The following is a 14,778-nucleotide window of genomic DNA, read 5'->3' as shown; positions in this document are numbered from 1 at the left end:
GAAGCAGCTAATGCAGGAATTGCGTTACATCTTGGTTGCCCTGGGCGGTATTGCCATCGCGGCATTGCTCATTCACGGGTTGTGGAGCAACAGAAAAAATCGTCAGGCACCGATCAAGGAAAAACCGCTTGGCCGGATGGACTCCAAATCGCGGGATCGTGATGACGATGCCTTCGACAGCGATGGCATAGGTCAGGTTCGTGTAGTCAGTGGTGGCCGTCGTGCCGAGCCCAAGCTCCACCGCGAAGAGCGTCAGCCCGAATTGAGCCGTCGTCCTGCCGCCCCTGCCTTCGATGAAGATGAAGAAGACGATCTGCCGCCCCCCGTCGTGCGCAAGCCTGCCGCCCGTCCGGTTCCGCCCCCTCCGGTTTACGAGGAAGAGGAAGCCTTCGACGAGCCGCTGCCAGAGCCGCTGGAGGAGGTGCCTGCCGCCCCCGTGCGCAAGCCTGCCCAGGTCAATCGCCGTACTCCGGTTTACCGTTCCCGTCCCCAGCGTGAACCCGTGATGCCGGTGGCCGACGATGAACCGCTGGTCGAGCCCGCTTACGCCACCGCACCGACCTTCGGTGCCCGCGAACCGGCTCATGCCCCCGAATACCAGGCCCAGCCCCGTCATGTGGCCCCCGAGCCCGTGCATGAGGAGCCGGCCTATGAAGCGCCCGTGGCCGAAGAGCCGCGTCTCGCCCCGCAGCCGGTCGAGAAAATCTGGCAGGATGTTTATGTCATCAACCTGATGGGTCGTCCGGGTCACGATCTGCAAGGGGCAACCCTGCTCTCCTCCCTGATGGCGCTGGGCTTCAAGTTTGGCGAGATGGACATCTTCCACCGCCACGAAGATCCCAATGGCAAGGGCGAGGTGCTCTTCTCCATGATCAACATGGTCAAGCCGGGCACCTTCAATCCGTACCGGATGGAGCAGTTCTCCACCCCGGGTGTGTCGCTCTTCATGCAGCTGCCCCTGCGCAGCAACGCTGCCTTCGCCTTCGAAGACATGCTGCAGGCCGCCGATCAGCTGGCAAGCGATCTGGATGCCATGCTGACCGACATGGAGCGCAGCCCCCTGAGCGACGAGACCATTGCCCGTTACCGCCAGGAACTGGCGGCCTACGAGGCCAGTCGCGACTAAGACGCCACGGGCTCTGAGCAATAAAAAGTGCGGTACCTGGGTGCCGCATTTTTATTTGTCCCCTGGCAGGTTTTACCCATCACACTTCGAGACTTTTTCATGAGCGATATCCTCTCCCGCCACCGTCAACTGTGTGAGCTGCTGACCGAATATGGGCATCAGTACTATGTGCTGGACAACCCCACAGTCCCGGACGCCGAATACGATCGCCTGATGCGCGAGCTGCTTGAGCTGGAAGCGGCCCATCCCGAACTGAAAACTCCGGCATCCCCGAGCGTGCGGGTAGGGGGTCAGCCGCTGTCTGCGTTCAAGCAGGTGCGCCACGAGATCCCCATGCTGAGCCTGGACAACGTGTTCAGCAGTGAAGAGCTGCAGGCGTTCGAGCAGCGCATGAGCGATCGCCTCAAGCGCGAGGTTTGCTTCACCTTCTGCTGCGAGCCCAAGCTGGACGGTCTGGCGGTGAGTCTGCTCTATGTGGATGGCCAGCTGGTGCAGGCCGCCACCCGGGGGGATGGCACCACCGGTGAGGAGATCACCGAAAACGTGCGCACCATCAAGGCCATTCCGCTCACCCTGCGAGGCACGGGCTGGCCGGCAAGGCTGGAGGTGCGCGGCGAAGTCTTTATGCCCAAGGCCGGTTTCGAGGCGATGAATGCCAAGGCGCTGGCTGCGGGCGAGAAGGTGTTCGTCAACCCGCGCAACGCCGCCGCCGGCAGCCTGCGCCAGCTCGATTCGCGCATCACCGCCGCCCGTCCGCTGGCCTTTTATGCCTACGGTGTCGGGGTCGGTGGCGACGAGCTGGGGGAGTCCCACTTCGGCCGCCTCAATCAGCTGAAAGCCTGGGGACTGCCGCTCAGTCCCGAGGTGAAACTCAAGGAAGGGGCGGCCGGTTGTCAGGCCTTCCACGACGACATCCTGGCCCGCCGTGGCGAGCTCCCTTACGAGATTGATGGCGTGGTCTACAAGGTCGACAACATCGCCCTGCAGCAGGAGCTGGGCTTCGTGGCACGTGCCCCGCGCTGGGCCACCGCCCACAAATTCCCGGCGCAGGAGGAGATGACGCTCCTCGAGAACGTCGAATTCCAGGTCGGTCGTACCGGCGCCGTGACCCCGGTGGCCAAGCTCAAACCGGTTTTTGTCGGCGGTGTCACCGTCTCCAACGCCACCCTGCACAATGCCGACGAGATCGAGCGGCTCGGCGTCATGGTCGGCGATACCGTGATCGTGCGCCGGGCGGGGGACGTGATCCCGCAGATCGTCGCCGTGGTGGAAGCGCAGCGCCCGGCGGATGCCCGCGCAATCCTGTTCCCGACCCAGTGCCCGGTTTGCGGCTCCGCGGTGGAGCGGCTGGAAGGGGAGGCGGTGGCCCGTTGCTCCGGCGGCCTGTTCTGCGAAGCCCAGCGCAAGGAGGCGATCAAGCACTTTGCCGCCCGCCGCGCCATGGACGTGGACGGCCTTGGCGACAAGATTGTCGAGCAGCTGGTGGACAAGGGGCTGGTGAAGACTCCGGCCGATCTGTTTGCTCTCAATGCCATCCAGCTGGCCGGGCTCGAGCGGATGGGGCAAAAGTCAGCCCTCAATCTGGTGGCCGCCATCGACAAGGCCCGCAGCACCACGCTACCACGCTTCCTGTTTTCCCTCGGTATTCGCGAAGTGGGGGAGGCGACCGCGCTGAATCTGGCCAACCACTTTCTGACCCTGGATGCATTGCGCGCGGCTTCCGTCGAGCAGCTGCTCGAGGTGGCGGATGTGGGGGACGTGGTGGCCAAGCATGTCTACTACTTCCTGCGCCAGCCCCACAACGTGGAAGTGCTGGAGGCCCTTCTGGCGGCCGGCATCCACTGGCCCGCCATCGAGAAGAAGGAGGCTGCGGAGCAGCCCTTTGCCGGCAAGACCTTCGTGCTGACCGGTACCCTCACTACCCTGTCGCGCAATGACGCCAAGGCGGCGCTGCAGGCGCTTGGCGCCAAGGTGGCGGGGTCGGTGTCGGCCAAGACGGACGTGCTGGTCGCCGGTGAAGCGGCGGGCTCCAAACTGGCCAAGGCTCAGGAACTCGGCATCACTATCTGGACCGAAGAGGAGTTGCAGGCGGCGCTGCAGGGCTGACCATTGGGTACGTCGTTCCATCATGAAAACCCGGCCATCAGGCCGGGTTTTCATTTTGGGGGATTAGTCACGCCATTGGACCTTGTTTTGCCATCTTTCTGGCAGGGTCAGGCCCCAGCGGGCCAGTTCGTACTTGCTGAAGACATACTCTCCGCGCAGCGCGGCCCTGGGGGATAAGCGTCGGGGGAAGGTACCGGCCAGTATGGTGTTGATCAGTTCGGCGGCCTTGATCCCCTGCTCGTGGCCATCCAGCACCAGACCGCCGATGCTCTTGCCCTTGCCCACCGAAAATTCCCAGAAACTGAACAGGGGAACCGGGCTGTGAGCACTGGCCCAGGCCAGCGCAGTCTGCTCGTTGACATGCTGGCCGTTGGGGTCCGCCAGGGTGTGGTAGAGGCCGATGAAGATGGCCTGGTAACCATTTTTCCTGGCATCGAGAATTGCCTTCTGCCAACTGGCGTAGTCCCCTATCTGCTGACTGTCGATCAGGGTACGGCCGATGCGCAGGCTGGTCTGCTGCTTGAATTCGTACTCGATGGCGGTGCGTGCCACATGACTGGCATCAAACAGCACCAGGGCTTTGCCAAGGCCGCCCATCAGCTGGCTCATCTCGCTGATGCTGCGCTTGAGCAGGGGGCGCTCCAGTACCCCGGTGATCTTGACGTGACCGACCAGTCCGTTGTTGCGGGGGTTCTCGTTCATCCCGAGAAAGACCACAGGGGTACCGAAGGACGCGATATCGTTGGCCAGATACTGGATGGCGATGTCGTCTCCCAATACCACCAGATCCGGTTTGACCTTGTGGTAGTAGGTGAGGGCCCTGTCGGCTACCTCGTCGTAATTGCTGGCGGGGTGGCGTTTGGTATCCATGTAGAAGTGGCTGAAGGTGTGATCACCCTTGAGGCCTTCACGTAGCCCCTCGTTGTAGCTCTGATCCCATGAATAGCCGGCGTGATAACTGCTGATCACCAGAATATGGGCTGCCCACAGGGGAAGCGGCAGGGTGCAAAGCAGAACCAGCATCAGGGATTTGAGCATGCAGTTTCCCGTTTTTTGTATGTGGTGTGTGTCTTGCCAGTATGCGGGGGCAGGGGGCGGGTTGTCATGTGTCGCATGCTGGCGCAGGCATCAAATTTTCTGATGAGGCCGGATCGGACGCCAGCCCGCATCCCCATTGAGAAGAGGTCTGTTTGGCGCTCTTTTTGGCTGGTTGTGATCTGTCCCGCCAATGGCAAAACCTGTTCTGGATCAATAAATGATGGTCGGCTTTCGGGCCTAATAGACCCCACATATAGGTCTGCATTCGATTTTAATCCCTATATGTTGTGTTATTAAGCTGTGTATAAGCTGTTCCCTTTCTATCTTCAGCCCTGGCTTGTCAAGCCTCGGCTGAATTTGTTTGCGTCCAGGACGAGATGCGGGGAGGGGAGCTCAACAAGGGTGAGCCATCGGCACTGTGCCTGGCCTTTTAACGGGGAAAATCCATGAAACCGGTTGTGATCAAACGTGACGGATGTCGCGCACCATTCAATGCCCAACTGATCGGCGAAGCGGTCAGTCGAGCGGCGGAAGCGGTCAATCAGGCCAATCCTGCCCTGGCGGAGCGCATTGCCAATGCGGTCAGCCAGGAACTGGAGGGGCGTGGTGAAGTTGATATCCACGAGATCCAGAACCGGGTCGAAAACCATCTGATGGCTTCCGACGACAAGGCCATCGCCCGCGCCTACATCGAATATCGTCACGATCGGGATCTGGCCCGCGAGGCCCGCGGCCGTCTGGCCCAGGAGATCCGCGGCCTGGTGGAGCAGACCAACGCGGCCCTGCTCAACGAGAACGCCAACAAGGATTCCAAGGTGATCCCGACCCAGCGCGACCTGCTGGCGGGCATCGTCGCCAAGCACTACGCCACCAGCCACATGCTGCCCCGTGATGTGGTTCAGGCGCACGAGAGCGGCGATCTGCACTTCCACGATCTCGACTACTCTCCCTTCTTCCCCATGTTCAACTGCATGTTGATCGACCTGAAGGGGATGCTGACCCACGGCTTCAAGATGGGCAACGCCGAGATCGATACCCCCAAATCCATCAGCACTGCCACCGCGGTGACAGCTCAAATCATCGCCCAGGTAGCGAGCCACATCTATGGTGGCACTACCATCAACCGCATCGATGAAGTGCTGGCACCCTATGTGACCATCAGCTGGGAGAAGAATCGCCAGGTGGCCGAGGAGTGGGGCATTGCGGACGCCGAGGGCTATGCCATGGCCCGCACCGAGAAGGAGTGCTACGACGCCTTCCAGTCCCTCGAATACGAGGTGAACACCCTGCATACCGCCAATGGCCAGACCCCGTTCGTCACCTTCGGCTTTGGCCTGGGCGAGAGCTGGGAGTCGCGGATGATCCAGCGCGCCATCCTGCAAAACCGCATCGCCGGCCTTGGCAAGAACAAGAAGACAGCCGTGTTTCCGAAACTGGTGTTCGCCATCAAGGATGGCCTCAACCACAAGCAGGGCGATCCCAACTACGACATCAAGCAGTTGGCCCTGGAGTGCGCCTCCAAGCGCATGTACCCGGATATCCTCAATTACGACCAGGTGGTCAAGGTGACCGGCTCCTTCAAGACTCCCATGGGCTGCCGCTCCTTCCTCGGTGCCTACGAGGAGAATGGCGAGCTCATTCATGAGGGGCGCAACAACCTGGGGGTAGTGAGCCTCAACCTGCCGCGCATCGCCCTCAAATCCCGCGATGAGGCGGACTTCTGGGACAAGCTGGATGCCGCCCTGCGGGTCGCCAAGAAGGCGCTCATGTACCGCATCAAGCGTCTGGATGGCGTCAAGGCGCGGGTTGCGCCCATCCTCTATATGGAAGGGGCTTGCGGGGTACGTCTGAAAGCGGACGACAACGTCAGCGAGATCTTCAAGAATGGTCGCGCCTCCATTTCCCTCGGCTATATCGGGATCCACGAGACCATCAATGCCCTGTTTGGCGACAAGGTGCATCTGTTCGACAATGACGAGCTGCAACAGAAGGCCATCGCCATCGTCGAGCGTCTCAAGGCCGCCACCGACGAGTGGAAGGAGGAGACCGGATACGGTTTCAGCCTCTACTCCACCCCGAGCGAGAACCTCTGCTCCCGCTTCTGCCGCATCGACGCCAAGGAGTTTGGCGTGGTGCCGGGGGTGACCGACAAGGGTTACTACACCAACAGCTTCCACCTCGACGTGGAGAAGCAGGTGAACCCCTATGACAAGCTGGACTTCGAGGCGCCCTATCCGCCCATCGCCAGCGGCGGTTTCATCTGCTACGGCGAGTACCCCAATATCCAGCACAACCTGGAAGCGCTGGAGAACGTCTGGGACTACAGCTATGACAAGGTGCCCTACTACGGCACCAACACTCCCATCGACGAGTGCTACGAGTGCGGCTTCACCGGCGAGTTCGAGTGCACCTCCAAGGGCTTCACCTGCCCGCGCTGCGGCAACCACGACCCGGCCAAGGTGTCGGTGACCCGCCGTGTCTGCGGCTACCTCGGCAGTCCGGATGCGCGCCCCTTCAACGCGGGCAAGCAGGAAGAGGTCAAGCGCCGCGTCAAGCATATGTAAGCGCAATCGTGATGAAGAGCTGGCCCCTGACTCAAGGGGCCATTTTCATTGGGCGGCGACAGGTCTCTGTCGTTGCACGAGCGAGGCAGGAGAGAAGCGATGCACTACCACCAGTACTACCCGGTCGACGTGATCAACGGCCCCGGCACCCGAGCCACCCTGTTTGTGTCGGGCTGCGAACACCAGTGCCCCGGCTGCTACAACCAGAGCACCTGGCGCCTCGACGGTGGCCACCCGTTCGATCAGGCCATGAGCGATCGCATCATTGCGGATCTCAACGACACCCGCATCAAGCGGCGGGGTCTGTCGCTCTCCGGCGGTGATCCGCTCCATCCGGCCAACGTGCCCCACGTGCTGGCGCTGGTGAAGCGGGTGCGTGCCGAGTGTCCCGGCAAGGACATCTGGTGCTGGACCGGCTATCTGCTGGCAGAGCTCAGCCCGGCCCAGAGTGAGCTGGTTTGCTTGCTGGACGTGCTGGTGGATGGCAAGTTCGAAAAGGGGCTGGCGGACCCCGGTCTGCTCTGGCGCGGCAGCAGCAATCAGCAGATCCACGATCTCAACTCCTGGCGGGAAGGGGGTGAGCACATTCCCTGTCTGGTTTGCAGTTGAGGCCAATGCTGTTTATGGTTAGGCCACCCAAGTATCGTGACAATCTTTGATGAGGCATTGCGAGATGAACAATCTGCTCAAGATCCTGCTGGCCATTTTCCTGCCCCCTGTGTGCGCCTTTATCCAGGTCGGCTTCAGCCTGCATTTCTTAATCAACATAGTGCTGACCCTGCTCGGCGGCTTGCCCGGCATGGTTCACGCGCTCTGGCTGGTGGTGAGCGACAAGCGTGCCTGACCATCTTCCCTCGTCATCCCGCTCAATTGTTGAAAAAGAAGGGCCAACCTCACGGGTTGGCCCTTTTGTACATGTTCAGCCGACAGCTTTTTCGTTAGGATTCATCACTGACCAAATGGAGAAGCCCGATGGCTTGCAGGCCCGGCAGAGAGAACAAGGAGCGTGGTATGAAGTGGAAGATGGCAATCTGGTCAGGGGTAATGCTGGCACTGCTGCAAGGGTGCCTGTCCCGCGAGGTGGCGGTGGTCGACCGTGAGCCTGTCGCTGTGACGCTGGCACAACTGCCGCAATACTGGATACAACAGAACCAGCGTTCATGGTTTGCCAGCGATGAAGAAGCGCTGCCCACCAAACCGGTCAAGGGCTATGTGGACGTGCGTTATGTGATTGATGAGGATGGCAGGCCGACCAAACCCGAGGTGGTGGCGGCCGAGCCGCCCGGCGAGCTGGAGCAGAGCGCCCTGGCGACTCTCTCGCGGATCCGCTACAGCCCGGCAGAGGACAATCCGGACGCCATTCCGGTGCAGGTGACCAACCGTTTCAACATCGAGGTCAATTGACCCGAGCGCGATGACATCAGACCCCGGCCGTGCCGGGGTCTCTCTTATTGCTGTTTGCACTCCCGATAGGCGATCTGCCACTCCCCTTGCGGATCCCTAAGCTCGACAAAACCTTCCTCCCCCTTGTTCCACCAGACGGCCTGGAACTCGTCGCTATAGCGGGCCCCCGACGCGGAGACGGCTTGGGGCAGGGTGTAATCCTTGCCATCCGGCAGTGCCAGTTTGATAAAGTCGAGGCTCTGATCGGAGAGGGTGAAATAGCGTACCTGTACTTTTTGCCCCTGCTCGCACAGGTAGTTGATTGGCTCGCCACCGGTGGCGACTAGGGTGCCATTCTGGGCACAGCCGGTGAGCAGGGCAAACGCCAAAGCCGAGGTGGTGAAAAGGGAAATGTGGCGCATGATGTGGACTCCTTTGCTATCTAACGCCGTGAGCCTAACAGGTTGGGCAGGATCTGCAATTGTCCGTTTTTGGGATGCGTCGGCAGCTGTCCATAGCGCTTCTGCCGCCACGCCATAGAGCTTGGCCATAAAAAAACGCCCCGGCAGGCTGCGGGGCGAAAAGCGGATCATCCTTGAAGCACCATGAAAAGTCAGTAGCCGAAGCGGGTCGCCTCGAAGCGGTTGAGCAGGCGATGGATGAGGTAGCAGGCGAGCAGGGTGGCGACGATGGCAAACAGTATGCTGCTCACCCGGTAGAGAGCGCTGAACACCAGATCGTTGCCCGGGGTCAGGTACTGGCCAAACAGGATCCCCAGGGTGGTGAGGGCGCCGAAACCGACGCCGGAACCGCTTGCCTCCTTCACATGGGCATGGCTGAACAACATGGCGCCGAACCAGAGCAGGGGCGCGACCAGGATCAGCTGCCCGGACCAGTCATAGAGCAGCAGCTGGCCGATGAGGCCAAAGCTCACCCCGAGCAGGGTGCCCATGGCCCGCTTGCGGGCATAACTCAGGGCGCCATTCCAGTGCATGGGAAACAGCAGCAGCAGGGTGGTGGCCTGGGCCGACATGGAGTCGCGCAGATCGAAGGCCTGGAACACCAGGAAGGAGAGGGTGGCGATGCTGGCTCCCAGCAGCGCCTCGTGGCGCATCCGGTGCGGAGCCTTGGGGGCAGCCGCCGGCGTCGGGCGTGGCTCCACATCCGGGAGCAGGGCCGTCATCAGGTAGGCGATCAGCACCGACAGCACACTGGCCCACAGGTTGTTGAGGATCAGGTCGTTAAGATCGGTCTGGGGATAGCTGGCAAAGTGCAGCATGATGCTCAGACTCAGCACGCCATTGGCACCGAACAGGAATAGGCTACCCCGGGACATGGCGGCAAAGCGATAGAGAAACAGCAAGAAGACCAAGAGGGTCATCAGCGCCGGGTGGCCGCCAAACAGTCCCCCAAGCAGGCCCACCTCCACCCCGCAGACGATGGCGGAGGCGATCAGCTGGCGTGCCGCATGACCATTCATCACCGGCACCATGCCCAGCAGCAGGACGGGCGTCACCGTGTAGAAGACGCCATAGTTCCAGCCGAAGATCTTGCAGAGCAAGAACCCCGTGGTGCTACCAAAGGCGATGCGCAGGCATTGGCGCAACTCGTTGCCGGTCAGGGGCCTGTGCCACAGAGTCATGGTCGCCACCTTAATAGATGTAGTGCAGCAGGCTGAGCAGATGGATCTGGGCGCGAGCCAGCATGGCGGTCAGGCCGTTGTCCGGCAGCAACTGCACGGTGGCGCGGGCGCCGGCCGGCAGATGGCTGGGCAGTTGCTCCAGGGTCAGGTGCAGGCGCAGGCGTTGGGCATCCCGCACCCAGCGATCCGACTCCACCGGGGCCGCCAGGGTGCCATTGGCATCGAACTGGCCGGCGCTCACCCCGGCATCCAGACTACTGACCCGGGCCGGGTAGAGTTCGCCTGGATTGCCGTCGAAGGCGACCAGCGCCCGGGTCTCATCTCCCACATGGCGCAGGCTCTTCTCGCGAAAATCGGCGATCACGTCCACCTGATCCGCCACCAGCGCCAGCAGCGGACCACCTGCCGTCGCCATGCTGCCCGGTTTGAGTTGCAGGTTGGTGATGATGCCATCCTGATCGGCATGAACCCGGCTGTAGGTCAGCGCCAGTTCGGCCTGGGCCAGCTTGTTGCGCGCCTGACGCAGCAGCAGGTTGTCCTCACCGCTGGCACCGCGGCTGGCCCTGATCTCGTCCCGTTTGGCCTTGCTGGCCGCCAGGTTGGCCCGGGCGTTGCGCAGGGCGCTGTCCGCTTCGTCTTTTTGTTGCAGTGACACCATGTGGCGCTGGTAGAGGGAACCGATCCGCGCCGCTTCCCGTCCCTTCTGGCTGGCGAGGGCCTCCTTGGCATTGATATCCGCATCGGCGGCGGCCAGGGCTGCATCCAGTTCGCTGTTTTGTTGCTCGGCCTGATCCAGGGCGAGTCGGGCCTGTTCCACCGCGAGTTCAAAGGGCACGGGATCCAGGGTAAAGAGCAGATCCCCTTTCTTGACATGCTGGTTGTTGTGGACGGCCACTTCCACCACCTTGCCGCTGACCTGGGGGGCCAGCTTGGTGACGACCCGGGTCGCCATGGCCTGGGGGGTGAGGGGCATCAGCAGATCGGCCACCAGAAAGTAGGCAAAGAGGATGACGAAGCCGGCCATGGACCATTTGATCCAGCGGGCAAATTGTTGATCAGGGGTCATTTTACTCTCCTGCTTTAGGGTGTTTCTGGTGGTCGGTCAGTTGCTCGTGGTGCCATTCGATCCTGCCGAGGGCATTGGCCGAGATACGCTGCACTATGGCTTCAAACTGGCGCAGGCTCTGTTCATCTATGCCGACCAGCAGTTCCTGGCGAACGCGCATGATGCGACCGGCAATCTGGTCGAGCAGGGCCTGGCCCTCGGCGGTGACGCAGACGATGCGAGCCCGTTTGTCCTGGCTGCAGCAGTGGCGCTCGATCAGCCCCTGCTCCTCCAGTTGGCCCAGGGTGCGCATCAGGGAGGGCAGTTCGATCTCGAGGGCATCGGCCAGGGTCTTCTGGCTCACCTCTCCCCCCATGCGGGAGAGTTTCCACAAGGCGGTCCAGCGAGGATGGGTGAGGCCCAGGGGCGCGAGCTCCAGATCGGCGGCGGTGCGCCAGAGCCGGTGCATGCGGGCTATCTGTTCGGCGAGGGAGAGCTCGCGCAACCTTTCCAAATCCTTCACGTCGGTCACCTCAGTTTACTTAGCTTGCTAAGCATTATATTTATTTAGCAGGCTAAGTAAATGGTGTGATGTGGATCATCTTTTGGAGCAGGGTGGTAGGTGAGCCTTGGGTGGGGTCGATAGAGTCTTTTTTTGCAATGGTACGGACAAAGGAAAATAGTGCTTCATTATTTTCAGCGTATTTTCATGTCTATCGTGCAGCTTGTTTTTTATTCGCTAATATTATTCAGGTCTGGATCAGGGAGGCATTTTGCGATGGAAAAATATGAGGTGGATGGGGGATATCTGGTACTGGATCGCCTGTTAAGCGATGCAGAAAATGCATCTGAATTTTATGTGGGAGCGGCTTGGGAGAGTAGCGAAATATGTCATGAATTTGACCCTGCCAATATTCCTGTGTTGCTGGCGGAATAACTGGAGCATCTATATCTACTCGAATGAATAAACCAGTATGCAGGTATTGGCCGGTTTGTTCCGGCTCTCTCACTCCCTCATTTTCCCATCACCTTTCTCGCGCTCTGCTTACGGGAGCGCTGGCTCCCTGTATGGCGATACGGCCTGGATGACTGTCTGTTGCTGACGAGAAGAGTCTGGGGTCGCCATACTCCTCTGTATTATTGTTGGGCCTGGCGTCCTGATTGGCGCTGGCAGTTGATCCGGTTTCTCACAGGTGAATGCTGCATGGAGCAATAGTGTGAAAGGCTGGCCGCCTAGTTGCCATGCCCCGGTTTCGGTAAAGCATGTCCGGATGGGAGCCGTGGTGTTTAAGTTTTTAATGTTTTTATATGTTTTTGTCGCTTGGGTAAATGACGACAGGGATGACACGCAATAGAGTGCAGGACGAAACACACGCAGTATTACAATAAACGGCGACCCCGCACGGGGTCGCCAATAATATCCGCCCGGTGATGTTACTGTGCCGTACGGGTGATACTGCCATCATAGAGCCGCACGCGTCGAAACGCCGGTATCCATGATTGACCCTGCCTCCCGGCATCCGCACTATTGGGTGGCGTTCTGACGTTGTAAGGTTTTTGCATGAAACTTCGCCACCAACTGGTGACCCTCTCCCTCGGTTTATCCCTGCTGCTGATCCTCATTCTGGGCTCGCTGCTCGCCCTCTTCATCCGTCATCTACTGGAGAGCAATCTGGAGGACAAAGGGGGCGATCTGGCCCGCATCATGTCTGCTGACAGCCGGGTGGTCGCCGCCCTGCAACGCGGTGAGGATCCCGCCCTGCGCGACTATGTGGAAGGGATTTGCCGGCGCACCGATGCCACCTACATGGTAGTGACCGACGAACATGGCCGGCGCCTGAGCCATCCTAGAGCCGAGCTGATCGGCCAGCAATTTCGCGGCGAGGATATCTGGCCTGCCCTGCAGGAGCGGCGCAGCTACTGCTCCCGTGACGAGGGGACCCTGGGGCTGGCGATCCGCTGCTTCTCTCCGGTGATTGGGGCCGATGGCCGTCCCATGGGGGCGGTCGTGGTGGGTTATCTGATGACGGCGGTGGAGGGCATCTATCTGCAGCGCATCTCGCTGCTGGTCTGCGCCATCGCCGCCGTATTCGGTTGCGCGCTGGTGCTGGCATTCTGGATGCAGCAGCGGCTGCGCAAGACCCTGCTCGATCTGGAGCCCGAGGCGATCGTGCGCCGCTTCACCCTGCAGGATCTGCTGCTCGAATACATCACCGAAGGGGTGATAGCGCTCGATGACAACGGCAACATCAGTATGATCAACAGCACCGCCTGCTACCAGTTGCGCCTGCCCGGCACGGGTCGCCATGCCCTCCTGGGGCTGTCGCTGGCCGAACTGGTGCCATCGCTGGCCCCTTGCCTGACCCAGGAGGGGGGCGAGCTCAGTTTCGCTATCCAGGGGGAGCCCTTTGTCGGGCGCTGGCAGGTGGTCAATGGTCGGGCACCATGGCGGCTGTTCATCTTCAGTCGTCCCGAAGTGGCGGCGAGCCTCGGGGTGCAGGTGACCCACCTGCGCCAGTATGCCGAGATGCTGCGGATGCAGAGCCACGAGTTTGCCAACAAGCTGAGCAGCCTCTCCGGTCTGCTCCAGCTTGGCCACGTGGATCAGGCGGTGGAGCTTATCCAGCAGGAGAATGAAGCCTGCCAGACCATGCTGCAGGAGCTGTTGCGGCTCATCGACAACAAGCCGGTGGCCGGTCTCATCCTCGGCAAGTTCAGCCGTGCCAGGGAGCTTGGGGTGACGCTCGAGCTCGACCCCGATTCGTCGCTCGGGGAGTACTCTGCCTCGGTCTCGGCGGATCTCATTACTCTCATCGGCAACCTGCTGGACAACGGTCTGCAGGCCGCTTGGCGCAACCGCCAGCAGTGTCCCCCCAGGGTGCTCTTGTCGCTGTGCGATGTGGGGCGCCGGTTGGTGATCGAGGTGGAAGACAGTGGCGAAGGAGTTGACGAGGAGCTGGCCGATCATCTGTTCGATTACGGGGCGACTCGCCAGAGCGGTGATCACGGGGTGGGCCTGTTCCTGGTCAAGGAGACGGTGGGGCGTCACCAGGGTGTGATAGAATGGCGGCGAACTGCCGAACGGACCACATTGTTCGGCATCTATTTGAATAAAAACCAGTTAATGTGAGCCATGGACCCAATAATCACGCTTGTTATTGAAGATGACGATCGGATCGGCGCCATCCTGTCGGAGCTGGTGGCGGCGACCCCGGGGTTTTCCCTGCTGGGGCGGGCCGGCACCCTGGCCCAGGCCGACGAGATGATGGCCGGGGTGGTGCCGCAACTGCTGCTGGTGGATATCTCCCTGCCCGATGGCTCGGGTCTTGAATGGGTGAACCGCCTGCGCAGTCACAACCGTGAAGCCTATGTCATCATGGTGACTGCCTCCCGCGAGGTGGAGACCATACAGCAGGCGCTCAATCTCGGGGTGCATGACTACATCATCAAGCCGCTGCGGCTGTTTCGCATCCAGCAGAGCCTGGACGAGATCCTGCAACTGCATCGCAAGCTGTGTGAACGGGGGCGGCTGGAGCAGGAAGATCTCGACAAGCTGCTGGGCAAGGGGCGACCCCAGGCCAGGGAGATGCGCATTACCCCCAAGGGGATCGACAGCATCACCCTGCGCCAGGTGCTTGAGTTGCTGGCAGGGGAGCCGGACAGCGTTTTCTCCACCGATACTGTGGCGCTGCGCCTCTCCCTGAGTCGCACCACGGCGCGCCGCTATCTGGAATATCTGGAGTCGGAAGACAGGGTGGATGTGGAGCTCAACTATGGTCAGCGGGGCCGGCCGGAGCGCCGCTATCGCTGGCGTCGGGAGAGCTGATCTGCCAGCTCGCCATGCATACACAAACGAATATTCAGACAAAAGGGA

The 14,778-nt window shown here is 61.0% G+C and carries 14 protein-coding genes; 9 read left to right on the top strand and 5 right to left on the bottom strand.

The genetic code is table 11. From position 1 onward, the window contains the following. Positions 1 to 10 precede the first annotated feature (10 nt). Positions 11 to 1,126 (top strand): cell division protein ZipA, encoded by a 1,116-nt coding sequence (gene zipA, locus MRK42_RS15690; protein WP_216993956.1) that lies wholly within the window; start codon positions 11 to 13, stop codon positions 1,124 to 1,126. Between the two features lie 99 nt (positions 1,127 to 1,225). Continuing rightward, the gene (ligA, locus tag MRK42_RS15685) at positions 1,226 to 3,232 is read left to right on the top strand and encodes an NAD-dependent DNA ligase LigA (RefSeq protein WP_338610937.1); all 2,007 of its coding nucleotides are present in this window, start codon (positions 1,226 to 1,228) and stop codon (positions 3,230 to 3,232) included. A gap of 63 nt (positions 3,233 to 3,295) precedes the next feature. Here the strand turns inward: ligA and MRK42_RS15680 are convergent, their stop codons facing one another. After that, positions 3,296 to 4,270, bottom strand: coding sequence for an ABC transporter substrate binding protein (locus MRK42_RS15680; protein WP_338610935.1), 975 nt, complete (start codon positions 4,268 to 4,270; stop codon positions 3,296 to 3,298). A 446-nt stretch (positions 4,271 to 4,716) separates the two neighbouring features. On the opposite strand from MRK42_RS15680, the gene nrdD reads away from it, so the two are divergent. The 4 genes from nrdD (at position 4,717) to MRK42_RS15660 (ending at position 8,238) form a co-directional block, all read left to right on the top strand. Continuing rightward, positions 4,717 to 6,834 carry an anaerobic ribonucleoside-triphosphate reductase gene (gene nrdD / locus MRK42_RS15675; protein ID WP_042073096.1) on the top strand — a complete coding sequence of 706 codons (2,118 nt, stop codon included), beginning with the start codon at positions 4,717 to 4,719 and terminating at the stop codon, positions 6,832 to 6,834. A gap of 99 nt (positions 6,835 to 6,933) precedes the next feature. Then, positions 6,934 to 7,443 (top strand): anaerobic ribonucleoside-triphosphate reductase-activating protein, encoded by a 510-nt coding sequence (nrdG, locus tag MRK42_RS15670; protein WP_042073093.1) that lies wholly within the window; start codon positions 6,934 to 6,936, stop codon positions 7,441 to 7,443. Positions 7,444 to 7,507: 64 nt separating this feature from the next. Next, complete coding sequence (locus MRK42_RS15665) at positions 7,508 to 7,678, top strand: YqaE/Pmp3 family membrane protein (RefSeq protein ID WP_010673454.1); 171 nt, start codon at positions 7,508 to 7,510, stop codon at positions 7,676 to 7,678. A 167-nt stretch (positions 7,679 to 7,845) separates the two neighbouring features. Next, complete coding sequence (locus tag MRK42_RS15660; RefSeq protein ID WP_042073092.1) at positions 7,846 to 8,238, top strand: energy transducer TonB; 393 nt, start codon at positions 7,846 to 7,848, stop codon at positions 8,236 to 8,238. Between the two features lie 44 nt (positions 8,239 to 8,282). Here the strand turns inward: MRK42_RS15660 and MRK42_RS15655 are convergent, their stop codons facing one another. The 4 genes from MRK42_RS15655 to MRK42_RS15640 form a co-directional block, all read right to left on the bottom strand. Further along, positions 8,283 to 8,639 (bottom strand): MliC family protein, encoded by a 357-nt coding sequence (locus tag MRK42_RS15655; protein WP_338610930.1) that lies wholly within the window; start codon positions 8,637 to 8,639, stop codon positions 8,283 to 8,285. A 191-nt stretch (positions 8,640 to 8,830) separates the two neighbouring features. Continuing rightward, on the bottom strand, positions 8,831 to 9,859 hold the full coding sequence (locus tag MRK42_RS15650; RefSeq protein WP_042073088.1) for a DUF2955 domain-containing protein: 1,029 nt from the start codon (positions 9,857 to 9,859) through the stop codon (positions 8,831 to 8,833). A 10-nt stretch (positions 9,860 to 9,869) separates the two neighbouring features. After that, positions 9,870 to 10,925, bottom strand: a complete 1,056-nt coding sequence (locus MRK42_RS15645) for an HlyD family secretion protein (RefSeq protein WP_042073087.1) — start codon at positions 10,923 to 10,925, stop codon at positions 9,870 to 9,872. A 1-nt stretch (position 10,926) separates the two neighbouring features. Further along, entirely contained in the window at positions 10,927 to 11,373 is a 447-nt protein-coding gene (locus tag MRK42_RS15640) for a MarR family transcriptional regulator (protein WP_354689056.1), read from the bottom strand. A 309-nt stretch (positions 11,374 to 11,682) separates the two neighbouring features. Here MRK42_RS15640 and MRK42_RS15635 point away from each other — a divergent pair, with 309 nt between their 5' ends. From MRK42_RS15635 to MRK42_RS15625, 3 genes are all read left to right on the top strand, one after another. Beyond that, the gene (locus tag MRK42_RS15635) at positions 11,683 to 11,841 is read left to right on the top strand and encodes a hypothetical protein (RefSeq protein WP_338610923.1); all 159 of its coding nucleotides are present in this window, start codon (positions 11,683 to 11,685) and stop codon (positions 11,839 to 11,841) included. Positions 11,842 to 12,465: 624 nt separating this feature from the next. Beyond that, the gene (locus tag MRK42_RS15630) at positions 12,466 to 14,034 is read left to right on the top strand and encodes a sensor histidine kinase (RefSeq protein ID WP_201940845.1); all 1,569 of its coding nucleotides are present in this window, start codon (positions 12,466 to 12,468) and stop codon (positions 14,032 to 14,034) included. A gap of 3 nt (positions 14,035 to 14,037) precedes the next feature. Next, positions 14,038 to 14,730 carry a response regulator gene (locus tag MRK42_RS15625; protein WP_042073085.1) on the top strand — a complete coding sequence of 231 codons (693 nt, stop codon included), beginning with the start codon at positions 14,038 to 14,040 and terminating at the stop codon, positions 14,728 to 14,730. The last annotated feature ends 48 nt before the right edge of the window (positions 14,731 to 14,778 follow it).

Source organism: Aeromonas sp. 19NY04SH05-1 (assembly GCF_040581895.1).
Classification (GTDB): domain Bacteria; phylum Pseudomonadota; class Gammaproteobacteria; order Enterobacterales; family Aeromonadaceae; genus Aeromonas; species Aeromonas enteropelogenes.
Note: the sequence above shows the minus strand (reverse complement) of the source record. Positions and strands in the feature narration are given on the sequence as shown.